A 23961-nucleotide genomic window follows, 5' to 3' on the forward strand; every position below is an offset into this window, starting at 1 on the left:
AAATGCCGATAAGGTGGGGATAGTTTAATTCAACGAATACATGGCCTTCGTGCAGGTTTAGCATGACGGCCATGTCATGACGACGCGGGAATCGCGCGCATCGTCGAGAAGGAGCGAACGAAATGGCTGGTGCAGACAGCGTCGAGAAACTGGAGGACGTGATCGTCCGTTCGGCCGAACAGGTCGCCGGCCAGATCCGCGCCGCCAAGGAAGCGGTTTCCACCGTCATTTTCGGCCAGGACCAGGTGATCGAACACACGCTGGTGACGATTTTGTCCGGCGGCCACGCGCTGCTGATCGGCGTCCCCGGCCTTGCGAAGACCAAGCTGGTCGAGACGCTCGGTGTCACGCTCGGGCTCGACGCCAAGCGCATCCAGTTCACGCCGGACCTGATGCCGTCGGACATTCTCGGTGCCGAAGTGCTGGATGAGAGCTCGACCGGCAAACGCTCGTTCCGCTTCATCTCAGGTCCGGTGTTCGCGCAGCTATTGATGGCCGACGAGATCAACCGCGCCAGTCCGCGCACCCAGTCTGCACTGCTGCAAGCCATGCAGGAGCAGCACATCACAGTTGCCGGCGCGCGACATGACCTGCCGAAGCCGTTCCATGTGCTGGCGACGCAGAATCCGCTGGAGCAGGAAGGCACCTATCCACTGCCCGAGGCGCAGCTCGATCGTTTCCTGATGGAGATCGACGTCGACTATCCCGATCGCGACGCCGAGCGGCGCATCTTGTTCGAAACCACCGGCGCTGAAGAGACGCTCGCCAAGCCGGCGATGGACGCGGAATCGCTGCTCACCGCGCAGCGGCTGGTGCGCCGCCTGCCGGTCGGCGATTCCGTGGTCGAGGCCATCCTCTCGCTGGTCCGCGCCGCACGTCCTGGCGCCGAAGGCGGCGACGCCGGCAAGCTGATCGCCTGGGGACCGGGTCCCCGCGCCAGCCAGGCGCTGATGCTGGCGGTGCGCGCCCGCGCGCTGCTCGACGGGCGGCTCGCGCCCTCGATCGACGACGTGCTCGATCTCGCGGAGCCCGTGCTCAAGCACCGCATGGCCTTGACCTTCTCGGCGCGCGCCGAGGGTCGCACCATTCCTGATGTGATCAGGCAGTTGAAGACTCGGATTGCTTGATGGCCGTAGAGAACAAGCACCTGAACGAGGAGAAGCTGGCGGTCCGACGTGCAGATGGCGAAAGCCGAACGCTCGCCGCATCGCTGCCGCGCCTGGTGCTTGAGGCCCGCCGCATCGCTGCCAACGTGATCCACGGCCTGCACGGCCGCCGCCGCGCCGGCGCGGGCGAAAGCTTCTGGCAGTACCGCCGCTTCGTTTCGGGCGAGCCGGCGCAGCGCGTCGATTGGCGACGCTCGGGCCGCGACGACCACCTTTATGTCCGCGAACAGGAATGGGAAGCCGCGCATACTGTGTGGATCTGGCCCGATCGCTCGCTCTCGATGGCCTTTGCCTCACGTGGTGCCCGCGACAGCAAGCTCGAGCGCGGCCTGATCGTCGCCTTCGCGCTGGCCGAGCTTCTGGTCGCCGGCGGCGAACGCGTCGGCGTCCCCGGCCTGATGAATCCGACCGCAAGCCGCGCCGTGCTCGACAAGATGGCGGAGGCGATGCTGCACGACGACAAGACGCGCGCGAGCCTGCCGCCTTCCTTCGTGCCGTCGTCGCTCGCCGAGATCGTGGTGCTGTCGGATTTCTGGTCGCCGCTGCAGGAGATCAAGACGATGCTCGCCGGGCTCGCCTCGTCCGGCGCGCACGGCACGCTGATCCAGGTGGTCGATCCCGCGGAGGAGACCTTCCCCTATTCGGGCCGGGTCGAATTCGTCGAGCCCGAAGGCGGCGGCATCATCACCGCGGGTCGCGCCGAAAGCTGGACGACCGACTACGTCACGCGCGTTGCGTTGCATCGCGACCAGATCCGCGCGGAGACCAACCGGCTCGACTGGCTGTTCTCGACCCACACCACCAGTCGCTCCGCGGCCGAACTGCTGCTGTTCCTGCACGCCGGCATGATGGCGAGCAAGAGCGGCGGGCGCCCGACCGTCAAGGCGGGACGAAGCGCATGATCGCCGGCCTCCCTCTCTCCTTCGTCGAACCGATGCTGCTGCTCGGGCTGGTCAGCCTGCCCGTGCTGTGGTGGCTGCTCCGCGTGATGCCGCCGCGGCCGCGGCGCATCGAATTCCCTCCGACGCGGTTGTTGTTCGACATTACGCCGAGGGAAGAGACGCCGGCGCGTACGCCATGGTGGCTGACGTTGCTCAGGCTCGCCGCCGCCGCGCTCGTCATCCTCGCGGCAGCCGGTCCGATCTGGAATCCGCAAACCGGCATCGCCGCGAGCAAGTCACCGCTCGTCATCCTGCTCGACGATGGCTGGAGCGCCGCATCGAGCTGGGATGCCCACATCAAGGCCGCCGACGAGCTGATCGCCAACGCCGAGAGCGACCGCCGCGGCGTCGCGCTGGTGCCGCTGTCGGAGCCCGCCCGCGACATCACGCTGACGCCGGCCGGCACCGCGCGCGTCGCGCTGCGCCAGCTCGCGCCGAAGCCATACTCGATCGACCGGGTCGACACCCTTGCGACGCTCGGACGCTTCCTCAAGACGACCGGCGATTGCGATATCGCCTGGCTGTCCGACGGTGTCGATACCGGACGCGGCATCGAGTTCGCCGAAGGCCTCGGCAAGGTGATCGAGGGCCGCAGTCTGACGATTTTCGAGGGCGGCACGCCGCCTGCGCAGGCGCTGGTCGCGGCCGAAAATGCTGCCGCCAAGATGACCGTGAGGGTGTTACGGACCGACGGCGGGATCGCCAGCGGCACCGTACGCGCCCTCGACGCCAAGAGCTCGCCGATCGGCGAAGCCCACTACAGCTTCACCCCGCAGGAACGCGAGACCGAGGCCTCCTTCGATCTTCCGGTGGAACTGCGCAACGACATCGCGCGGCTGGAAATCGCCGGCGAGCGATCGGCCGGCGCGGTTCAGCTTCTCGACAAGCGCTGGCGCCGCCGCGCGATCGGCGTGGTCTCCGGATCGAGCATGGATACCTCGCAGCCGCTGCTGGCCTCGACGTTCTATCTGTCACGTGCGTTGCAGCCATTCGCCGATGTGCGGTTGGGGGATCGCGGCGCGCCGCAGCAGGTAATCGGGCAATTCCTCGATCAGCGGCTGCCGATGATCGTGATGGCCGACGTCGGCACGCTGTCCCCCGAGGTCCGCGACCGCCTCAACGCCTGGGTCGAGCAAGGCGGCGTGCTGGTCCGCTTCGCAGGTCCCCGCCTCGCACAGGCCGACGACGACCTCGTTCCCGTCAAGCTGCGCCGCGGCGGCCGCACCCTCGGCGGCAGCCTGACCTGGGAGAAGCCGCAGCATATGGCTTCGTTTGCCGCCGATGGCCCATTCACGGGATTGAGCGTGCCCAAGGATGTCACCGTGAGCCGGCAGGTGCTGGCGGAGCCGGACGCCGTGCTGGCGACCAAGAGCTGGGCGTCGCTGGAAGACGGCACGCCGCTCGTCACCGGCGAGCATCGCGGCAAGGGCGTGATCAGCCTGTTCCATGTCGGCGCCGACATGCGCTGGTCGGACTTGCCGATGTCCGGCACCTTCGTCGAGATGCTGCGGCGGCTGGTCGACATGTCCGGCTACACCTCGAAGCCCGGCCCAGGCGTTGCGACCGATCCGAAGGCCGAGACGGTGGCGCCGCTGCGGACGCTCGACGGCTTCGGCGCCTTCGGCCCGCCGCCATCGAGCGCCAAGCCGATCTCGGCGGACTACCACGACCGCGCCACGGCCGATCACCCGCCCGGCCTCTACGGACCGGCCGACGGCCCGGTCGCGATCAACACGCTCGCCTCGTCCGACCGCATCGCGCCGCTCGATACCTCGAGCCTGAACGCGCGGCGCGCGAGCTACACCAACGCCGAGCCCCGCGATCTCCGTGGCATCATGCTGTCGGCGGCGCTCGCGCTGTTCCTGATCGACGCGATCGTGGTGGCGATGCTCGGCGCCGGCCTTGCCGCGGTGCTGCGGCGGCGCGCGGCACCGGTCGTGCTCGCCTTCGCGTTCATGCTCGTGGCCATGGCGCCGTCCGCCACGCGGGCCGAAAGCGGCGACGACTTCGCCATCAAGGCGACGTCGCAGACCAGGCTTGCCTATGTCGTGACCGGCAATGCCGACGTCGATTCGATCGTCAAGGCCGGAATGTCCGGGCTGACGCTGTTCCTGGCCCAGCGCACTGCGCTGGAAGCCGGCGATCCCGTCGGCGTCGACCCGGCACATGACGAGCTTGCGTTCTTTCCGCTGATCTACTGGCCGATCGTGCCGGGCGCGCCGAAGCCGCCGCAGGACGCCATCAACAAGATCGACGCCTACATGAAGCAAGGCGGCACCGTCGTGTTCGACACTCGCGACGCCATTGAGGCGTCGCCGGACGACAATAGCGCATCGCAGACGCCGGGCATGCAGACGCTGCGCGAGTTGCTGTCCACGCTCGATGTCCCCGAGCTCGAACCGGTGCCGCGCGATCACGTGCTGACCAAGACGTTCTATCTGCTGCGCGATTTCCCCGGCCGCTTCAACTCGGGGCAGACCTGGGTCGAGGCGCTGCCGCGCGAGGACGACGAGGAAGCGGCGGCGCAGCGCCCGGCGCGCGGCGGCGACGGCGTCTCGCCGATCATCATCACCTCGAACGATCTCGCCGGCGCCTGGGCGATCCGGACCGACGGACAGCCGATGCTGCCGTTGACGCCCGGTGAGCCGCGGCAGCGCGAGTTCGCCTTCCGCGCCGGTGTCAACATCGTGATGTACACGCTGACCGGCAACTACAAGGCCGATCAGGTGCACGCGCCTGCCCTCATCGAGCGGCTGGGACAGTAGAGATGCAAGTGACGCGTTCAACCGCCCACACCGTCGTTCCGGGGCGATGCGAAAGCATCGAGCCGCAGATGCGCACTGCGCATCGGGGAATCTCGAGGTTCCGGGTCTGGTCCTTCGGACCATCCCGGAATGACGGAGTAACGCCATGAACTACGGCATCGCGTTCACACCGCTGGTGCCTTCGCTCGTGCTGTGGCTCGCGCTCGGCGCGATCGTCGTGATCGCGGCGCTGCTGCTTTTGTCGCGCGCACGTGGCACCGCGGTGCGTGTCGCCGCCCTGGCGCTGATCCTGCTCGCGCTGGCCAATCCATCCTTCACCCGCGAAGATCGCGAACCGCTCTCGTCTGTGGCCGTGGTGGTGGTCGACAAGAGCCCGAGCCAGAACTTCGGCACGCGCAATCAGGAGACCGACAAGGCCAGGGAAGCGCTGGTCGACAGCCTGAAGCAGATCAAGGGGCTCGAAGTCCGCGTCGTCGAGGCGGGTCAGGCCGACGGCGAGACCGACGGCACCAAGCTGTTCGGCGCGCTGTCGTCGGCGCTCTCCGACGTGCCGGTCGAGCGCGTCGCCGGCGCGTTCATGATCACCGACGGCCGCGTGCACGACATTCCCAACGATGCTCAAGCGCTTGGTTTCCAGGCGCCGGTGCATGCCCTGGTCACCGGCCGCAAGGACGAGCGCGACCGCCGCATCGCGATCACGGCGGCGCCACGTTTCGGCATCGTCGGCCAGAGCCAGACCATCACCTTCCGGCTCGACGACCAGGGCGTCACCGGCGAGCGCGCCAAGGTCACGGTCCGCCGCGACGGCGAGACCATCAGCGAGCGCTCGATGAGCAGCGGTCAGACCGCCAGCGTCAACGTCGATATCAAGCACGCCGGTCAAAACATCGTCGAGATCGAGGCCTCGCCGCTCGAGAACGAGCTGACGCCGGTCAACAACCGCGCCGTGGTCTCGATCGACGGTGTACGCGACAAGCTGCGCGTGCTGTTGGTCTCGGGCGAGCCGCATTCCGGCGAACGCACTTGGCGCAACCTCTTGAAATCCGACCCCAGCGTCGATCTTGTGCACTTCACGATTCTGCGCCCGCCGGAGAAGCAGGACGGCACACCAATCAACGAGCTGTCGCTGATCGCGTTTCCGACGCGCGAGCTGTTCCAGCAGAAGATCAACGAATTCCAGCTCATCATCTTCGACCGCTACGCCCGCCAGGGCGTGCTGCCGATCGCCTATTTCGACAACATCGCGCGCTATGTCCGCGCCGGCGGCGCGGTGCTGGTATCGGCCGGGCCAGACTACGCCTCGACCACCAGCATCTGGCGTACACCGCTCGATTCGGTGCTGCCGGCCGAGCCGGTCGGCGTGACCGAGAAGCCGTTCTACGCGCATCTGAGCGATGCCGGGAAACGTCATCCCGTGACTCGCGGGCTGGAAGGCGCGGCCTTCGACCCGCCACACTGGAGCCGGTTCTTCCGCACCGTTGATACCCGCAACGCGGTCAACCCCCCGGTGATGACCGGCGCCGACGGCAAGCCGCTGCTGCTGCTGTCGCATTTCGGCGAGGGCCGGGTCGCGCTGCTGCTGTCCGACCATATCTGGCTGTGGGCGCGCGGCTACGAGGGCGGCGGCCCGCACCTCGATCTGTTGCGGCGCGTCTCGCACTGGCTGATGAAGCAGCCTGATCTCGACGAAGAGTCGCTGCGCATGCAGGTGCACGGCAAGGACCTCACCGTGGTGCGCCAGACCATGGCCGACAGCGTCTCGCCCGTCGCCGTGACGTCGCCGAGCGGCACCACGCATGACCTGAACCTGACGGTCGGCGATCCCGGCGAGTGGCGTGCAACGCTGCCCGCCAATGAGCTCGGCCTGTGGCAGGCGACAGACGGCAAACTGAAGGCGCTGATCAATGTCGGCCCGACCAACCCGAAGGAGTTTTCGGAAGTCACCTCGACCACGGACACACTGAAGCCGCTGGCGCAGGCGACCGGCGGCGACGCGCGGCGCATCGCCGACGGATCGAGCCTCAACATGCCGCGCGTCGTGCCGATCCACGGCTCGTCGATCTTCCGCGGCGATGGCTGGCTCGGCGTCAAGATGCGCGATGCGAGCGTGGTCAAGGGCGTCGGCGTATTGCCGATGTTCGCCGGAGTGATCGGCCTGTTGCTGCTTCTCGGCGCCTTTGCGGCCACCTGGCTGCGCGAGGGGCGTTGATCGGGATCGACGGAACGTTGCACCAATCCCACAGAGCCAGCCGATCGACCGCAGATCGCACCGACGACGGTTGACATCGCGCTGGCCCTCCGATGTTATAATGTAACATCGAACGGCATGGGGTCATGACGCCGTTCCGAAGGTGGGCGTCAGTCGGATGAAGTGGTTCCGGAGACATATCAGGACTGGCTCGCGGCTGGCGCTGTTCGCGCTTGCCGTCCAGTTCGTGCTGTCGTTCGGCCATTTCCATCCCATTGCAGCCGCGCATGCGGCCCCGGCGGTCCAGACCGGTCCATCGGACGTCGACTTCGCCTATATCGGCACCTCTGCGACGCCGGACCTCGCAATTCAGGTCGTCCAGAAGCAGCCGCCGGGCGATCACAACGGGGATCATCAGCGCCCCGCGGACAATTGCGCGATCTGCGCCGTCATCTCGATGGCCGGCAATCTGCTGGTGGCAAGCCCGCCGGTGCTGCTGTTGCCGGAAGCGGTAGAGTTTCTCCGCCGCACCACCGATGCCGAATTCCTCCACCTCAAGTCGGCCCCCACGGCGTTCCATTCCCGCGCACCTCCGCTCTCCTGATCGATTGACCGCAGCGCCCTTGCCGGTTCACGCCCTCACTCCCGGCGTTCCCAAGGGCAATCGACGTCGATCCGTCGCATCTGTCGACGGGATCAGGATCGGGACAAATGACATTCCAAAGAAGACGAGCAATCACCCTCGGTGGAGCGAGCTGGCTCCTGTTGTGCGCGGCAAATCACGGCGCCATGGCCGACGACCCGGCACCAGCATCATCCTCCACACAATTGCCTGAAATCACGGTGACGGCGCCGAGCCCGATCCAGCGGCACCGGACCGTGCCGTCGCGCACACCGACCCGCGTGGTGCGCGCGGCCCCCAGCCGCAACCGTGAACACCCGGCCGAGCCGCCGCCACCTGCGCCGGCCGCGCCGGCGCCGCAGCAGGGCGTACTGCCGGTGGTCACCAACCAGTTCGCCACCGTCACCGTGGTGCCCAACGAAGAGCTGCGGCGCGAGGGCGGCGCGACGCTCGGCGATCTCCTGTTCTCCAAACCCGGCATCACCGGTTCGAGCTTCGCGCCGGGCGCCTCGAGCCGGCCGATCATCCGCGGCCTCGACGTCAACCGCGTCGGCATCGTCGAGAATGGCATCGGCGGAGGCGGCGTCTCCGATCTCGGTGAGGATCACTTCGTGCCGATCGATCCGCTCTCGACCAACCAGATCGAGGTGGTTCGCGGCCCGGCCGCGCTGCGTTACGGCTCGACCTCGATCGGCGGCGTGGTGAGCGCCTCCAACAACCGCATCCCCGACGCGATCCCGACCTGCGCGGCAAAGCCGTTCCAGACCTACGGGCTGCCCGTGAAGGCGCCGCTGGCCGATAACGTCGCGCCGGGTTGCCTCAACGTCGAGACCCGCACGTCCGTGAGTTCGGTCGATCGCGGCGTCGAGGGCGGCATGCTGCTTGATGCCGGCGGCAACAATGTCGCTGTGCATGCCGACGTCTATGGCCGCACCACCAGCGACTACGACATCCCGAGTTATCCGTATCTGTTCGACCGGACGCGACCAGTGAACGGCCGCCAGCCGAATTCGGCGACGCAATCGGACGGCGCCTCGGTCGGCGCCTCCTATTTCTTCCAGGGCGGCTATGTCGGCGCGTCGATCACCCAGAACGATTCGCTCTACCACATACCGGGCATCGACGGCGCCGATCACCAGACCCGGATCGACGCGCATCAAACCAAGATCGCCGTCAAGGGCGAGTACCGGCCCGACGCCGCGGCAATCGACGCCGTCCGATTCTGGGTCGGTGCGACCGACTATCGCCATAACGAGCTCGGTCTTGCCGATCCGTCTGATCTGTTCAGCGACGGCATCCGGCAAACCTTCACCGACAAGGAGCAGGAAGCCCGGGTCGAGGTGCAGATGATGCCGTTCAACGCGCGCTTCGCAACCGTAACCACCGCGTTCGGCCTGCAGGCCGGTCATCAGGAGTTGACCGCGCCAAGTCCCGACAATCCCGGCACGCTGTTCAACGGCCTCTGGGACCCTAATAACAACAACCGCGTGGCGGGCTACGTGTTCAACGAGTTCAAATTCACCGACGCGACCAAGGCGCAAATTGCCGGCCGCGTCGAACACGTCGACCTGCATGGCTCCACGCCCGACTTCCCGGCGGATTATTTGCCGAATGGCGCACCGCAAATCGCCGTCTCGCGTAACCCGTCCTACACGCCGGTCAGCGGCAGCATCGGGCTGATCCAGAACCTTCCGGGAGATCTCGTCGGCAGCATCACGGCTCAGTATGTCGAGCGCGCGCCGAAACCGGCGGAGCTATTCTCGCGCGGCGCGCATGACGCGACTGCCACCTTCGACATCGGTAATCCGAACCTGACGATCGAGACGGCGAAATCGGTCGAGGTCGGCTTGCGCAAGGCGACCGGGCCGTTCCGGTTCGAGGCCACCGCCTACTACACCTACTTCAACAACTTCATTTTTCGCCGCCTCACCGGTGTGATGTGCGGCGATGACTTCGACTCCTGCGGCAATGGCGATCCCAGCAACGAGGCACGCCAGGCGGTCTATTCGCAGCGCAATGCCATCTTCCGCGGCGCCGAGTTCCAGAGCCAGCTCGACATCGGGCCGCTCAACGGCGGCATCTGGGGCATCGAAAACCAATTCGATGTGGTGCGCGCCACCTTCACCGACGGCACCAACGTGCCGCGCATCCCGCCGGTGCGGGTCGGCGGCGGACTGTACTGGCGCGACAGCAACTGGTTCGCCCACATCAACCTGCTGCACGCCTTCGCGCAGAACGACATCGCGCTGATCGGGGAAACGCCGACCGCGGGCTACAACCTGCTGAACGCCGAGATCACGTACAACACCAAGCTCACATCGTCATGGTTCGGTGCGCGCGAGATGACCGTCGGTCTGGCTGGCAAGAACCTGCTCAACCAGAACATCCGCAACTCCGTTTCCTACACCAAGGACGAAGTCCTGCTGCCGGGGATCGGCGTGCGGGCATTCGCCAATCTGAAGTTCTGAGCCATGCACGTCCCCCTGCCGCACGCGGCAGAGGGATCTAATCTCGCGTAGCCCAGATGGAGCGCCGCGCAATCCGGGAAGACTACGCTCGCGGAGAGACCGATGCCGGATTTCGCTTTCGCTCCATCCGAGCTACAGGCGTCTCTGAAGCGGCCGGAGCCGCGAAACTCGCCTGCTGCAGCCGATCAGTGGCCGACGACGACTTCGCTGATCTGAATCACCGGTTGCAGGTCGGTGTAGTTCGGAATGTCGCCCATGATCTCCTTGGCGTGCTTGCCCATGCCGGCCTGGAACGCCTCAATTGAGTCGCAGAAGATATGGCACATCCCAACATAGGTTGCGGGCGCCCCCGGTGCGCCGCCAGCGAGACCCTTGTCGACAGTGTAGTATTTGCAGGCATCGCCCAGCCGCTCCTTCACCAGGGGCATGTGCTTGTCGCGATAATAGTCGTGATCGAACCGCGCGCCGGGATTGTTTGGATACATCACACTGACCTTGATCATCGCGCGCACTCTCCCTGTTGATATGACACGCGCCGGTCTGGTCCCGGCGCTTCATTCAACTGTGCTTCAGATTGTGGGAGGGCGCAACAGTTCCGGCGCTGCTCGCGCAGATGTCAGATCGCCTTGCTCCAATCCGGCTGGATCGGCCCGGACACGCCCTCGAACGCGCCGTCGACCAGTTCCAGGACCAGCAGACGGCTGTAGTCGACCGGGCCGGGCATGCTCATCAGCCCTTTCGGGACCGGCTTGAAGCCGACGCGCGCATAATAGGGCTCGTCGCCGACCAGCACGATCAGCCGGTGGCCTTTCGCGCGGGCGTCGTTGATCGCACGCTCGAGCAGTGCGCGGCCGACACCGCGGCTGCGGAACGGCGGCTCGACCGTCAACGGTCCGAGCATCAGCGCAGGCGTATCGCCGATGCAGATCGGAAGCTGGCGTACCGATCCGACCAAGAGCGTGCCGATCCGCGCCGTGAAGGAGACGTCGAGCAGATGATCGACATGCTCGCGCAGCCGGTAGGCGCTGAGAACGAAGCGGCCGGGGCCGAAGGTGCGCTCATGCAGGCGCTCGATCGCCTGGGCGTCTTTCGGGGTCTCGGGCAGGATGGTCAGGGACAGCTCGGTCATTGTGGAGCGCGGGATAGCATCTGATGCGCGTGCGGTCCATCGCCCAGCCGGCGGGAGCCGCGGCTTTCTGGGCGCGGCAGGGAGCGATATCCGCCTGCTGCCGATCTTCCTGCATTCATCGCCATGTGACGGTCGGCGGCGTGCCGTCGAGCACCTCCGCGATCCGCAAGCGCGTGCCGGGCGTGGTGCCATCGGGCAGCGCGGCCGGATCGAAGAAACCACAGGCCACGATCTCGCGATTCGGCTCCGGCAGCCGGTCCTGACGGTAGTCCCTGATAACATAGACCGCGACGTGATCGCGGCGCGAGACATGGCTGTTGAAGAAGATGCCGTGCAGCACCGGCTCGCCGGCGAGCTCGATCCGCCCCTCCTCGACCAGCTCGCGGCGCAGCGCCTCCAGGAAGCTCTCGCCGACCTCGACCCCGCCGCCCGGCAGATACCAGCCGTGAACGTAACTGTGCTTGACCAGGAACACCTTGTTGTCGGCATCGAGCACGACGGCGCGGACCCCCAGCGTCATGCTGCGGACCAGCCGCCAGTAGAAGTGAAACACCCGCCTGAGCTGCGGCTCGAAGCGCTTGCGTAAGCCCGGCAGGTCCGTCACTGAACCCTCGACATCATGGTGTTTGATCCTTGCGCGGACGCGGTCCGCTTGCCAATACAGAACTGGATTTTCGGGATAGCACGACATGACCGGTTGCCGGCCACCTTTCACAGGCAATCCGAACGGGACTGAATGATGGCGGCGTTCCGGCTCGCGCATCTGTCCGACCCGCATCTGCCGCCGTTGCCGGCCGCACGGCTGCGTGATCTCGCCGGCAAGCGCGCGTTCGGCTATCTCAACTGGACACGTAACCGTCACAAATACCACCGCCGCGAGGTGCTCGACGCGCTGGTATCGGACATGCAGGCACAGCAGCCGGATCATGTTGCGGTCACGGGCGATCTCGTCAATCTGGCGCTGGACGCCGAGTTCAATCCGGCAAGGGAATGGCTCGAGGGCGTCGGCGCTCCCGCCGACGTGACCGTGGTGCCCGGCAACCATGACGCCTATGTGCGCACGACGCGGCACCGCTTCACCCACATCTTCGGCGATTATCTTCGCGGCGATACCGACGGAGGCGCGGTCAGCTTTCCGTTCGTGCGCCGGCGCGGGCCGCTGGCGCTGATCGGCGTCTCCTCGGCGGTGCCGACGCCGCCCCTGATGGCGACCGGCTGGCTCGGCCACCCGCAGCTTGCCGCGCTGGACACGATCCTCACGCAACTCTCGAGGGACGATGCGTTCCGCGTCCTGCTGGTGCATCACCCGCTGCATTCCGACGGACGCGCCAAGCGATTGACCGATTCGCATCAACTGCTGGCGCTGCTCAAGCGGCATGGCGTCGAGTTGGTCCTACACGGCCATGACCACATTCATTCGACGATGTGGTTTGACGGGCCCGACTGGAAGATCCCGGCGATCGGCGTGCCCTCGGCATCGGCGCTGGCGCGCAAACATTATCCGGCCGCGGCCTACAACCTGTTTTCGATCGCGCGCACCGGCAATACCTGGCGCTGCGAGCAGACGGTGCGCGGCCTCGACGGCGCCCGACGTGTCGTCGAGCTCTCGACCGCGCGGCTGATCTAGAAATCGCGCAGGCTCGAAAACAGCGCGAAGGCAAATAGCGTCAGCGCGCCGATGATGAAGCCGAGCACGAACACGCCGAACCTGCCGCGGCGCTTCGGCGCTGGCGCCGGCAGGGGCGGCGGCTGCGCCGGCGGCTCGGCAACTGGAAGCGGTGTTGCGACCATCGCGTGCTCGCGCTCGATCAGCCGCCGCGCCACATAGTCGGTGACGGCATCGACGATCGCAGGCACGTCGTGCGATTCGGCGAGCACGATGCGGCCAAATCGCGTGTCCTGCACGAAGCGGTAGATGCGCTTGTCGCGGCCCATCAGGATGTGCGCGACGACATCGATCCACAGCCGCGGGGTCTCGCCCTGGCTGATGCCGCGATCGAACAGGTCGACCTTCTCGGGCACCTGGGCGAACAGCGGATCGAGCGCGTCGTTGAGAATCTCGAGCCGCGCCACTTCGGCATCGCGCAGTTCGACGACGACACCGGTGCGATCGGCCGCCTCGATCCGCGCCCGCCGCAAGGCCTCACGCAGCGTCGGCCGTAGCTCGCGCGCCTCGTTGCCAGTGTTCTGGAGGTCAGACATGCCTCGCGGCCTCATGGTGACGGGTTTTCGGAGCGGTAACCTATCAGCAACCATGACGTCCGCAAAGGCTGTTTGTTCCCAAGGGGTTACGCAGCGACTTATCCCCAGACCAAGCCTGAGCCGCTGTCCCGAAAGCGGACAACCCCACCCGGATGAACCGGGTGGGGCCGCCGTCCTTGGACGTTTCTTGATTGGATATGCGGGCCGTCAGGCCGAGACGCGCGACGGCTCCTCGACGATCGAGAAGCGCACGCCGGCCTGGTGGCGGTGCTCCTCGGAGACCTCGCGCCAGCAGTCCTCTGCCTCCTTGCGGGTCTTGAACGGGCCTTTGACCTGCGCGGAGCCTTCCACCAGCTTGTGGAAATTCATCGAGCCGAACTCGCCGCCGATCACCCAGAAATTGCTGCCTTTGGTCATTGTCAGTCTCCTCTCAAAAATCCGGCGGTCGTTATTCAGCCGCCTGAACCTTGATGTCCGCACCGCGCGACTGGAACTGCGCGGCCTCGGTTGAATCGTGAAGCGCCGTGGTCGAGGACTGGCCACCGGAGATGGTGGTCGAGACCAGGTCGAAGTAACCGGTGCCGACCTCGCGCTGGTGACGCGTCGCCGAGTAACCGTGCTGCTCCGAGGCGAACTCGGCCTGCTGCAGGCGGGAGTACGCCGCCATGCCTTCGGTCTTGTAGCCACGCGCCAACTCGAACATGCCGTGGTTGAGCGAGTGGAAGCCCGCCAGCGTCACGAACTGGAATTTGTAGCCCATCGCGCCGATCTCGCGCTGGAACCTGGCGATCGTGTCCTTGTCGATGTTGGCCTCCCAGTTGAACGAGGGCGAGCAGTTATAGGCCAGCATCTTGTTCGGATACTGCTTGCGGACCGCTTCCGCGAAGCGCTTGGCGTCGGCAAGATTCGGCGTCGAGGTCTCCCACCACAACAGGTCGGCATATTTGGCGAACGACAGCCCGCGCTTGATGCAATGATCGACGCCGGTGCCGGGCTTCAGGCGATAGAAGCCTTCCGTGGTCCGCTCGCCGGCGATGAACTCGCGATCGCGCTCGTCGACGTCGGAGGTGATCAGCTTCGCGCTCTCGGCGTCGGTGCGCGCCATCACGAAGGTCGGCGTGCCGCAGACGTCGGCGGCAAGACGCGCCGCGATCAGGTTGCGCTCGTGGGCCGCGGTCGGGATCAGCACCTTGCCGCCCATGTGACCGCACTTCTTCTCCGAGGCGAGCTGGTCCTCGAAGTGAACGCCGGCCGCGCCCGCCTCGATATAGGCCTTCATGATCTCGAACGAGTTCAGCGGACCGCCGAAGCCCGCTTCCGCGTCAGCGACGATCGGCAGAAACCAGTCGATCTTGGCCCCGCCTTCGGCGTGCTCGATCTGGTCGGCCCGTTGCAGTGCGCGGTTGATGCGGCGACAGAGTTCGGGGCCGGCATTGGCCGGATAGAGGCTCTGGTCCGGATACATCGCGCCCGCGGTGTTGGCGTCGGCCGCCACCTGCCAGCCCGAGAGATAGATCGCCGGCAGGCCGGCGCGCGCCTGCTGCATCGCCTGGTTGCCGGTCACGGCACCGAGCGAGTGCACATAGGGCATCGTGCGAAGCGAATCCCACAGACGATTGGCGGCGCGCTCCGCGAGCGTATAGGCGATCGGAAAAGAGCCACGCAGCTTCTCCACCTCAGCCGGGGTATAGGGACGCTGGATGCCGTCGAAACGGCCCTTCGGCGCATTCGGGACCAGCTCTTCAAAGGTCTTCGCCATCTGTCTTCTCCACTCGACATTCTTGACAGCGCATTGCGAAACGCGTGTCGAGAGCTAAACGCGAAAAGGAGAAGTTCGTACATCCTCCTTGTTTTTGAATGGTGATGTCATGTAACATATGAACTTGTAATAAATGTCGATTTGTAAATTTTGTCACAATAGGTCAGAATGACTGTCATGACTGCGCTCCTTAGAAGATCTGCTTATTCTCCCTCGCCCCGCGCTTGCGGGGAGAGGGCTGGCGTGAGGGGCTCCTCTCCGCGAGCGATGACCGTCGATAGACCCGTACCCCCTCGCCCGGATCGCATCTGGCGATGCGATCCGACCTCTCCCCGCGAGCCGGGCGAGGTGATCCGAATTCGCCCTCACGGTCCGGGAGCCACTGATGCCCGCTGACTCCGGAAAGAAACTCTTCGTCGGCCCGCGCTTCCGGCGGATCCGCCAGCAGCTCGGGCTGTCGCAGACCCAGATTGCCGAGGGGCTCGGCATTTCCCCCTCCTACGTCAACCTGATCGAACGCAATCAGCGTCCGGTCACGGCGCAGATCCTGCTGCGGCTGGCCGAGACTTACGACCTCGATCTGCGCGACCTCGCCACCGCCGACGAGGATCGCTTCTTCGCCGAGCTGAACGAGATCTTTTCCGATCCGCTGTTCCGCCAGATCGACCTGCCGAAACAGGAGTTGCGCGACCTCGCCGAGCTCTGCCCCGGTGTGACGCATGCGCTGCAGCGGCTCTACGCCGCCTATACCGAGGCGCGCCGCGGCGAGACGCTGGTGGCCGCGCAGATGGCCGACCGCGAGGGCTCGCAGTTCGAGGCCAACCCGATCGAGCGCATCCGTGACCTGATCGAGGCCAACCGCAATTATTTTCCGGAGCTTGAAACCGCGGCCGAAAACTTGCGCGACGAACTCAACGTGCCGGCCGAAGGCCTGTTCGCCGCGCTCACCGCACGCCTGCGCGAAAAGCATTCGATCGTCACCCGCGTCATGCCGGTCGACGTGATGCGCGAGACGCTGCGCCGCTTCGATCGCCATCGCCGGCAGCTCCTGATCTCCGAGCTGGTCGACGGCTCCGGCCGCAGCTTCCAGCTCGCGCTGCAACTCGGCTTTGCCGAATGCGGCGCGAGCATCGATGCCATCGTCGGCCGGGCCGGCCCGCTCGACGACACCGCGCGCAGGCTCTACCGCATCACGCTCGCCAACTATTTCGCGGCCGCCGCGATGATGCCCTATCAGGCGTTTCATTCCGCGGCCGAGGCGCTGAGCTACGACGTCCATGTGCTGGCGCAGCGTTTCAACGCCGGCTTCGAGCAGGTCTGTCATCGCCTCACCACCCTGCAGCGGCCGAACGCGCGCGGTGTGCCGTTCTTCATGCTGCGCGTCGACAATGCCGGCAACGTCTCGAAGCGGTTCTCCTCGGGCACCTTCCCGTTCTCGAAATTCGGCGGCACCTGCCCGCTCTGGAACGTGCATTCGACCTTCGATACGCCCGACCGCCTGCTCAGCCAGGTGATCGAATTGCCCGACGGCACACGCTATTTCTCGATCGCGCAGATGGTGCGGCGGCCGGTCGCGCCCCACCCGCAGCCGCAGCCACGCTTTGCGATCGGGCTCGGGTGCGAAATCCGCCACGCCTCGAAGCTCGTCTACGCCGCCGGCATGGATCTCGAGAAGGTCGAGGGCACGCCGATCGGCGTCAACTGCCGGCTCTGCGAGCGCGAGAACTGCAGCCAGCGCGCCGAGCCGCCGATCACGCGCAGCCTGATCCTGGACGAGACCACGCGGCGGGTATCGTCGTTCGCGTTCTCCAACGCGCGGGAGCTGTGAAAGGAGCGAGGCGTGAGCAACGGCGTGAGCACACCGTGCCCGCCTCAGCGCCGAGATCAATCCACCGCCGCAAAGGCCTTGCACCAGCCGTCCTTGCTGATTTCGCCCTCGACCACCTTGCAGGCATTCGGCGCCACGAACAGCGTGCACAGGCCGCAGGAGTAGATGCCGTTCGGCGTGTCCTGATAAGCGGCCTGCGGCTTGGTCATCTTGTCGGAGGCCACAGCGGCTCGCCATAACATCGTCGCAAGGATCGCGACGATCGCCGCAGCGATCTCGCGTCGGGAGTGGCGCCCTTGTTGTTCGATCATTGGAGTCGCGTCTCCATCTGCTGCCGGTCCCCAAGTGTAGCCGTCATTGCGAGCCAACGGGTCGCGCGAACGCGCACCCGATGACAGGCTCCGCGAAGCAATCCATTTCGCCGCTGTCGCGACAATGGATTGCCGCGGCGCGACGCGCCTCGCAATGACGGGGATAGTTCCGAGCTCACGTCTCAAGCTGCGCGCTGTCATCACCCGCGAAAGTCCGGGATGACCTCGCGACAGTGCCAAGTTCTCCGCTGTCGTCCCTGCGAAAGCCGGGACCCATAACCACAGGATTGCGTTGTTGAAGCGCGCTGGGGCTCCAACCTCGCAAGACAATGCGCAGTCGTGGTTATGGGTCCCGGCTCAAGGCCGGGACGACAGCGAGTATGTGGCGCAGCTTGTGAGTCATGCATCCGCATTCTCGCGACACGATTTGTCCGAGCTTTGCATTTCATTCCGCCCTCTCTTTGTAGAGGGCGCAGGGAAAGCCGGGTGCCGATCGCACCCATGGGCCCCGAGCAATGGTAGAAAGCTCGGGGGGTAGGACCACAGGTGTAACCGGAGCAATCCCGGCTTTCCCTGCGCGATGGGTTACGGCTTATACGTGCTCGCCCCGGCGAGACTAGGCTTGGTTGTCACCGCCCTCGCAAAAGCGCTTTGCGCTTTGCGAGAAGACACCTGCCACGAGGGCGTCAGGCCTGCACGATTTCGCCGTCCGCCTCATGCGCCCTCGTCAGTTGCGCAAGCGGCGTCCACCGCATCTCATCCAACACTCGTGACGATCGCGAAGCGCCCCTCAGGCGGGTGAGATGGGTGATTCATACACTGAGTTGCCATTCCGATAAACGGAAATATTTTTGCGCGGAGGTCTTGCGCCGTCGGGCAACTCAGTGATTGAGCGTCAGGGATGCATCGGCGGTAAGGTTCCCTCCCCCCTCATGTCCGCCGAAGCCTTGGCGAAGGCGGATGCGGGGGAGGGTTAGGGAGAGGGGTGGCCGCACGACCTGAACTCTCCCTGTTCGTTACGACGACAGGCAAACGACGTTGCGAGGACGACGTCCACATCGATCATCTCACCCGGGGCCACCCCTCTCCCCAGCCCTCCCCCGCAAGGGGGGAGGGAGCTTGAACAGCGTGCTCACCTCACTGTCATTCTGGCTCCGCCGCACGCGCAGCAGAGAGACATCGCCCTCAAACCGCCGCCGCATGCCGAATTGCGGACGGCATCCCTCTCCGCTTGACCCGGCCCCTGCGGCCACCTCCATAAGAGCGGCGGTCAGATGATGAGGTGATTCGATGAATGCTGCCGCGAGATTCTTGAGCCCGTCCGAAGCTGCGAGGCAGCTCGGCATATCCGCGAAGGCGCTGCGGCTCTATGAGGAGCGCGGCCTGATCGCGCCTCATCGCACGCCGGCGGGCTGGCGCGCCTATGGTCCGGCCGAGATCGCCCGCTGCACCGAGATCGTCGAGTTGCGCGCGCTCGGTCTCAGCATCGGGGAGGTCGCGCGGATCCTGAAAGGCGACGCCGACATCCTTAGCCGCGTGCTGACCACGCACGAGGCCGCGCTGGAGGAGCGCATTCGGCAATCCGGCAGCAGCATCGCCAGGGTCCGCCGCCTGCGCGCCGAGCTTGGCCGCGGCCGGCTGCCGGCCCTGCACGATGTCATTGGCGCAGTCAGGGCGCGCCCGGCGGTCAGTGTGGCATTCGATCTGCCGTGGCCGTGGGGCGGCGAGCGCTTCGAACTGCGCGAGATCAGGCTGCTGAACTACATCGTCGGGCCGCTCGGCAGCGGCAAGACGCGCTTCGCGCAGCGCCTGGCGGAAGCGCTGCCCGATGCCGCCTTCGTGGGACTGGACCGCGCGGCGAACGACGGCGCCGCGATCGCCGCGCGCCTCGATACCGATCCGGCGCTAAAGGCGAAGGTCGACGAGCGCCTGGCTCTGCTGGCGGGCGACGGCGCCGCGACATCGCCGGCCCTGACCAGCCTGCTCGCTATGCTGCTGGCGGATCGGCCTGGCATTCTCGTCATCGACCTGCTGGAGCAAGGGCTCGATGCAGCCACCCAGGAAGCCCTGATCGCCGATCTGCGCCGCCGCGGGCCGCGCGCGCGGCCGCTGTTCTTCCTCACGCGGTCCAGCGCAATCCTGGATCTCGATGCGGTCGGCGCGGACGAAGCGATCATCCTCTGCCCCGCCAATCACAGCCTGCCGACCTGCGTCACGCCGGTTGCCGGCGCGCCTGGGTACGAGGCGGTCGCGACCTGCCTCGCCTCGCCCGAGGTTCGCGCGCGCACCGAGGGGATGATCGCGTGGCGGCCGGCCTGACCACTCCAGGTTTCGTTTTCAACAATCTGCGACCTTAACGCCCGGTTCCGGTCGGATCTGGCGCCGGAAGTGTGCTATAAGCGGGCGATATGAGCGAACTTCCCCGCACCCAGGCCTTGCGCTGCTTCATCACGGTCGCCCGTGAAGGCACCGTATCGCGCGCGGCGTCGGTGCTGAAGCTGACCCAGCCGGCGGTCAGCCTGCAACTGAAGGCGCTGGAGGAGACCACCGGCTTGCAACTCTTCAACCGCACGCCGGGCGGCTTCACCCTGACGGAAGCCGGCGTCGCACTGCTGCCGCTGGCACACAAGGCTGTGGCGGCGGCGTCCGACTTCAAGGCGACGGCCGATTCGCTGAAGGAGGCCCAGCGCGGAACACTGCGCGTCGGCACCATCCTCGATGCCGAATTCACCAGGCTCGGACCGTTCGTGCGCACCCTCGCCACGTCACCGCGGCGAACCGAGGTGTTCTTGCGCCACGGTGTGAGCGATGACGTGCTGGCGCAGATCGGTCGCGGCGAGCTCGACGTCGGCTACTACGTCGACGCGACGCCGACGGACCAGATCGCACGCCATAGCTTCGCCGAGCGCACCATCGCGGATGGGCGCTACCAGCTTGCGCCGCTGCTTTGCTACGACTACCGCGTCATCGCTCCACTCGGCTGGAGCGACCGGGTGATGGGCAAGGGCTGGGCGGAACTCGCCCACCTGCCCTGGCTCGCGACGCCGACGCATTCCGGCCACCGCCGGCTGCTCGACGACATCTTCCGCCCGCTCGGCGCATTGCCGAAACGTGTCGCCTACACCGATCAGGAAGAGGCGATGATCGACTTCGTCGAGTCAGGCATCTGCCTCAGCCTCGCGCGCGACAGCGTGCTCGCGCCGCGGCTGTCGCGTCCGCACAATTTCGTGGTCGCCGACAAGGTGAAACTCACTTGCGACTTGAGCTTCGCCTGCCTCGCCGCACGCCGTCAGGAGCCGGCGATCGCGCACGCGTTCGCCGTGGTGCGGGCGCTCTGGAACGTCAGGCCTTCGGTCGCGGGCGCCGGCCCCGCGCGCTCGCGGAAAGTGGCGAAGAACGTGTAGCGCCTCAGGCTGCTGCGGAAAGCCGATCACCTCGTCCCGTGGATGAACGCTTGCATCTCCTCCAGCGTAAGCTTGCCGTCCTTATTGGTGTCCATTGCCCTGAAGATCCGCTCGTGAGCGGCCTGAAACTCCTGCAGCGAGATGGTCCCGTCGCCGTCGCCGTCCATCAGGGCAAACATCATGCGCATCATGAAAGGCGGCCCCATCATGCCGCGGCTCATCATATGTCCCATCATGGCATCGCCCATCATGCCACCGTGCCCCATCATACCCCCATGGCCCATCATGCCCCCGGCGTCCTGACCCATGGGATGCGATTGCATCTGTTGATGATCCGGCTGGTGCGGCGTCTGATCCTGCGCCGAGACACCGGCGGTGCCATAGGCCAGTATGAGAGCAGACGTCGTCAGCCCCAAGATATGCCTGTGCATGGAAACCTCCTCAGAAGCGTCGTCGTCGCCCGATCGTTCGCCCCCAACGAGATAACTTTTACCACCCTCCGCCAAGGCGACAGATCACAATGTTTGCAAGAACCGGCCATGGCAGACTGAGCTGAACGACATCCGCGTCGGCGCCGAATTGAGCCAAAGGCCGCGCTTGGCACCGTTGAATTCTGGCTTCCCGCACGCGCGCCTGTCGTCGATCGCGCAATCTTCGCTGTTGCATTTCGTCCAGCATTGAAAATCCCGGGTCAGCGCGCGGTTCCACTTGCCAACAAAAATCGGGCTTCCTAAGTTTTTCAGCACCAGAAGGGAGGTATCGCACATGCACGACATGGCATCTCGACTGGAAAAGCTCCGCAAGGATGCTGCGGAATGTGCACTAACTCGCGACTTGGCGACGGACCCAATAAAGCATGAATTGTACGCGCGGCTGGCCAAGCAATATGAGGTGCTCGCGGCGACCGTGGAGCGGACGATGAAAGTCTTCGGCGAAAGCAGCGGCACGTTTCTGGGACGCAAGATGCGCGAGCCGGAAGATCAGAAATAGTAAGCAGCCCTACCGTAATTCGCCGACCGGGTCGTCGGACCAGAGTAAGATATGTGAGGATGCCATCGGTTGGGCCAAAGGCGGTTCACCTCACTGAGATGGCGGGGCTATCGCATATGTCGCCTTGGGCGGCCGCGCACGTCCTCGGCCTCGTGGTTCGAGACGCGCCGCAAGCGGCGCTCCTCACCATGAGGGTCTACCATTGTGCCGCAAAACAAGACCTCATCCTGAGAGGCTGTGAACTATGTGGCCGTCATTGCGAGGAGCGATAGCGACGAAGCAATCCACGCTTCCGCGTACGCCGTACGATGGATTGCTTCGCGGAGCCTGTCATCGGGCGCGCGTTCGCGCGACCCGTTGGCTCGCAATGACGGGGTGGAGCAGGCGCCACGTCACCCTGAGAGGCTGTGAATCTATGTGGCCGCCATTGCGAGGAGCGATAGCGACGAAGCAATCCACGCTTCCGCGTACGCCGTACGATGGATTGCTTCGCGGAGCCTGTCATCGGGCGCGCGTTCGCGCGACCCGTTGGCTCGCAATGACGGGGGTGGAGCAGTGCGCCCCTTCACCCTGAGAGGCTGTGAATCTAATTGAAGGTTGGCAGCTTTAGCGGAGAGGGACTGCGGCGGGCAGAGGCTAGCGGTGATTGTTTGATTAGGCGGCGGCCTGCAGCAGGCGGTGTCCGGCCAGGATGTTGTTGGTGAGGGCGAACCAGCGCAGCACCGTTTGGACCTTTTCGAGGCCGCGGACCATAAACCGCTGCAGGCCCCAGTTGCGGAAGCGGGCGTTGATGCACTCTGCCTGGACGCGACGCCTGTAGACTGACTTGCCGTGCGGGCTTCTCATGCGGGCGCGCCAGGCGGCGACACCCGGTCCATCCCTGTCGCTCGGCTGATAGGGATCGCGCCGATGCTTGCTGCGTGAAGGTGGCCCGTAGATTTTGATCCCGCGGCCAGCCGCCCACTCGGTATCGTCATTCTTGTTGAAGCCGCCATCGACCAGATGGCGCTTCGGCCATCGGCCATAGCGGCGGTTGATCTTGTCCAGCATCGGCCGGGCCAGGCCGCGGTCGGAACCGACCGTTGTGACGTCGGTGACGAGCACGATCTGACCACCGGCGGCAGTGGAGAGCTGGCAATTGTAGGCGGGACGGAAGCCACCATCGGCCATCTTCATGACGCGAGCATCGGGATCAGTGGTGGAGGCGCGCGGTTCCTTCTGCTTCTCGACCTGCTTCTTGTTGGTCGTGCTGCGCCGTTCGCGCTCGGCCCAGCTTCTTCAGCGCCGAGGCCACACGCGCCTCGCGTTCACGTGCGGCCCGTTCCTCGGCCGCAACGATCCGCCGGTTGCTGGCTTGCGGATCGTCAGTGGCTTCTTCCTTCAACTGGCGGATCAGCCGTTGCGCCTTGCGCAGCTCTTTGTGAAGCTTCTTGCGGCGACGGAACGATTTGGTCCCAGCCGACGCACGCACCCGGACCCCGTCCTGTGCCACCTCATCCAGGTCGATGACCCCGGCCACCGACAGGCTGGCGACAGTGTCGCTCAACAGCCGATCCAGAAGCTCCGGATGCGCCGTGCGGAAGTCGGCCAAGCCGTGATAGTTGACGCTGACCCCGCCGCACAGCCACCGATAGACGTCGTGGCTCTCACATAACCGCGCCAGCGCCCGCGCGCTGCCAACGCCCTCGCTCGTCGCATAAAGCCATAGCGCCAGCAAAAGCCGCGGGCTCGCCGGCGCCTGTCCCGGCGTGTGGGTGCGGGCTCTGATCGCCTCTTCAAGCTCCTGCAGATCAAGTTTCTCAACGTAGGCCCAGATCACCCGCACCGGGTGGTCGGCAGCCACCAATGCCTCTAGATCGACCGCCCGAAGTTCGATCTGATCGCGCACCGGCTCTCGCATCCGCGGCTCGCCCGCATCGTTCGCACGTGCTCGTGTCTGCTGCGGAAGATCCGAAAAGAGTTCATCGCCGGACATCGTTGCACCTCTCCAGTGTCCACAATCAGGAATCACTGCAAGCGTGCAAACTCAATCAAAATCTGCACAAAGATTCACAGGCTCTGAGGAGGCCGCAACGCGGCCGTCTCGAAGGATGGTCACAGGGCTCTCTTCTCCCAAATGCGATAGCCCTGCCCCGATGGGGAGAACGGGGCCTCCGTTGCCGCTCCAGCTCAACCTGATCTCATCGCG

20 protein-coding genes and 1 pseudogene are annotated in these 23961 nt (G+C 65.7%); 11 read left to right on the forward strand and 10 right to left on the reverse strand.

Translation table 11 applies throughout. The features are described from left to right. The first annotated feature begins 122 nt into the window (after window positions 1-122). The 6 genes from P6U30_RS30535 to P6U30_RS30560 all read left to right on the forward strand — a co-directional run bounded on the left by P6U30_RS30535 (window position 123) and on the right by P6U30_RS30560 (window position 10150). On the forward strand, window positions 123-1127 hold the full coding sequence (locus P6U30_RS30535) for an AAA family ATPase (RefSeq protein WP_407166481.1): 1005 nt from the start codon (window positions 123-125) through the stop codon (window positions 1125-1127). Beyond that, window positions 1127-2068 carry a DUF58 domain-containing protein gene (locus P6U30_RS30540; RefSeq protein ID WP_407166482.1) on the forward strand — a complete coding sequence of 314 codons (942 nt, stop codon included), beginning with the start codon at window positions 1127-1129 and terminating at the stop codon, window positions 2066-2068. The genes P6U30_RS30535 and P6U30_RS30540 overlap by 1 nt, the downstream gene beginning before the upstream one ends. Beyond that, the gene (locus P6U30_RS30545) at window positions 2068-4872 is read left to right on the forward strand and encodes a DUF4159 domain-containing protein (RefSeq protein WP_407170578.1); all 2805 of its coding nucleotides are present in this window, start codon (window positions 2068-2070) and stop codon (window positions 4870-4872) included. The genes P6U30_RS30540 and P6U30_RS30545 overlap by 1 nt, the downstream gene beginning before the upstream one ends. A gap of 145 nt (window positions 4873-5017) precedes the next feature. Beyond that, window positions 5018-7081, forward strand: coding sequence for a hypothetical protein (locus P6U30_RS30550; RefSeq protein WP_407166483.1), 2064 nt, complete (start codon window positions 5018-5020; stop codon window positions 7079-7081). A 157-nt stretch (window positions 7082-7238) separates the two neighbouring features. After that, window positions 7239-7664 (forward strand): DUF2946 family protein, encoded by a 426-nt coding sequence (locus P6U30_RS30555; protein ID WP_407166484.1) that lies wholly within the window; start codon window positions 7239-7241, stop codon window positions 7662-7664. Between the two features lie 107 nt (window positions 7665-7771). Further along, window positions 7772-10150, forward strand: coding sequence for a TonB-dependent receptor (locus P6U30_RS30560; RefSeq protein ID WP_407166485.1), 2379 nt, complete (start codon window positions 7772-7774; stop codon window positions 10148-10150). A gap of 185 nt (window positions 10151-10335) precedes the next feature. Here the strand turns inward: P6U30_RS30560 and P6U30_RS30565 are convergent, their stop codons facing one another. The 3 genes from P6U30_RS30565 to P6U30_RS30575 form a co-directional block, all read right to left on the reverse strand. Continuing rightward, on the reverse strand, window positions 10336-10653 hold the full coding sequence (locus P6U30_RS30565; RefSeq protein WP_407148243.1) for an EthD family reductase: 318 nt from the start codon (window positions 10651-10653) through the stop codon (window positions 10336-10338). A gap of 113 nt (window positions 10654-10766) precedes the next feature. Then, the gene (locus tag P6U30_RS30570) at window positions 10767-11279 is read right to left on the reverse strand and encodes a GNAT family N-acetyltransferase (protein ID WP_407166486.1); all 513 of its coding nucleotides are present in this window, start codon (window positions 11277-11279) and stop codon (window positions 10767-10769) included. A 115-nt stretch (window positions 11280-11394) separates the two neighbouring features. Further along, on the reverse strand, window positions 11395-11883 hold the full coding sequence (locus P6U30_RS30575) for an NUDIX domain-containing protein (RefSeq protein WP_407166487.1): 489 nt from the start codon (window positions 11881-11883) through the stop codon (window positions 11395-11397). Between the two features lie 135 nt (window positions 11884-12018). Here P6U30_RS30575 and P6U30_RS30580 point away from each other — a divergent pair, with 135 nt between their 5' ends. Beyond that, complete coding sequence (locus P6U30_RS30580) at window positions 12019-12906, forward strand: metallophosphoesterase family protein (RefSeq protein WP_407166488.1); 888 nt, start codon at window positions 12019-12021, stop codon at window positions 12904-12906. On the opposite strand, the gene P6U30_RS30585 is transcribed toward P6U30_RS30580, so the two are convergent. The 3 genes from P6U30_RS30585 to aceA form a co-directional block, all read right to left on the reverse strand. Then, window positions 12903-13481, reverse strand: coding sequence for a hypothetical protein (locus P6U30_RS30585; protein ID WP_407148246.1), 579 nt, complete (start codon window positions 13479-13481; stop codon window positions 12903-12905). The two genes, P6U30_RS30580 and P6U30_RS30585, sit on opposite strands and share 4 nt — an antisense overlap. Before the next feature lie 207 nt (window positions 13482-13688). Further along, a complete protein-coding gene (locus P6U30_RS30590; RefSeq protein WP_407148247.1) occupies window positions 13689-13898 on the reverse strand; it encodes a hypothetical protein in 210 nt (69 codons plus the stop codon). 31 nt (window positions 13899-13929) lie between these two features. Next, window positions 13930-15240 (reverse strand): isocitrate lyase, encoded by a 1311-nt coding sequence (aceA, locus tag P6U30_RS30595; RefSeq protein WP_407166489.1) that lies wholly within the window; start codon window positions 15238-15240, stop codon window positions 13930-13932. 385 nt (window positions 15241-15625) lie between these two features. Between aceA and P6U30_RS30600 the strand changes: the two genes are divergently transcribed. Further along, the gene (locus tag P6U30_RS30600; protein ID WP_407166490.1) at window positions 15626-17068 is read left to right on the forward strand and encodes a short-chain fatty acyl-CoA regulator family protein; all 1443 of its coding nucleotides are present in this window, start codon (window positions 15626-15628) and stop codon (window positions 17066-17068) included. 56 nt (window positions 17069-17124) lie between these two features. On the opposite strand, the gene P6U30_RS30605 is transcribed toward P6U30_RS30600, so the two are convergent. Beyond that, on the reverse strand, window positions 17125-17379 hold the full coding sequence (locus P6U30_RS30605; protein ID WP_407166491.1) for a hypothetical protein: 255 nt from the start codon (window positions 17377-17379) through the stop codon (window positions 17125-17127). A gap of 1290 nt (window positions 17380-18669) precedes the next feature. On the opposite strand from P6U30_RS30605, the gene P6U30_RS30610 reads away from it, so the two are divergent. Both P6U30_RS30610 and P6U30_RS30615 read left to right on the forward strand, forming a co-directional pair. Beyond that, window positions 18670-19698, forward strand: a complete 1029-nt coding sequence (locus tag P6U30_RS30610; RefSeq protein WP_407166492.1) for a MerR family transcriptional regulator — start codon at window positions 18670-18672, stop codon at window positions 19696-19698. 89 nt (window positions 19699-19787) lie between these two features. Then, window positions 19788-20783 (forward strand): LysR family transcriptional regulator, encoded by a 996-nt coding sequence (locus P6U30_RS30615; RefSeq protein WP_407166493.1) that lies wholly within the window; start codon window positions 19788-19790, stop codon window positions 20781-20783. A gap of 26 nt (window positions 20784-20809) precedes the next feature. On the opposite strand, the gene P6U30_RS30620 is transcribed toward P6U30_RS30615, so the two are convergent. Both P6U30_RS30620 and P6U30_RS30625 read right to left on the reverse strand, forming a co-directional pair. Next, a complete protein-coding gene (locus P6U30_RS30620; protein ID WP_407166494.1) occupies window positions 20810-21214 on the reverse strand; it encodes an EF-hand domain-containing protein in 405 nt (134 codons plus the stop codon). Between the two features lie 84 nt (window positions 21215-21298). Then, complete coding sequence (locus P6U30_RS30625; RefSeq protein ID WP_407166495.1) at window positions 21299-21550, reverse strand: hypothetical protein; 252 nt, start codon at window positions 21548-21550, stop codon at window positions 21299-21301. Between P6U30_RS30625 and P6U30_RS30630 the strand changes: the two genes are divergently transcribed. Then, window positions 21549-21773, forward strand: coding sequence for a hypothetical protein (locus tag P6U30_RS30630; RefSeq protein WP_407166496.1), 225 nt, complete (start codon window positions 21549-21551; stop codon window positions 21771-21773). The genes P6U30_RS30625 and P6U30_RS30630 overlap by 2 nt on opposite strands. 654 nt (window positions 21774-22427) lie before the next feature. On the opposite strand, the pseudogene P6U30_RS30635 reads toward P6U30_RS30630, so the two are convergent. Then, window positions 22428-23748, reverse strand: a pseudogene (locus P6U30_RS30635) (IS1182 family transposase). Window positions 23749-23961 lie beyond the last annotated feature (213 nt).

The organism is Bradyrhizobium sp. ORS 111 (assembly GCF_045571485.1).
In the GTDB taxonomy this organism is placed as follows: Bacteria; Pseudomonadota; Alphaproteobacteria; order Rhizobiales; family Xanthobacteraceae; genus Bradyrhizobium.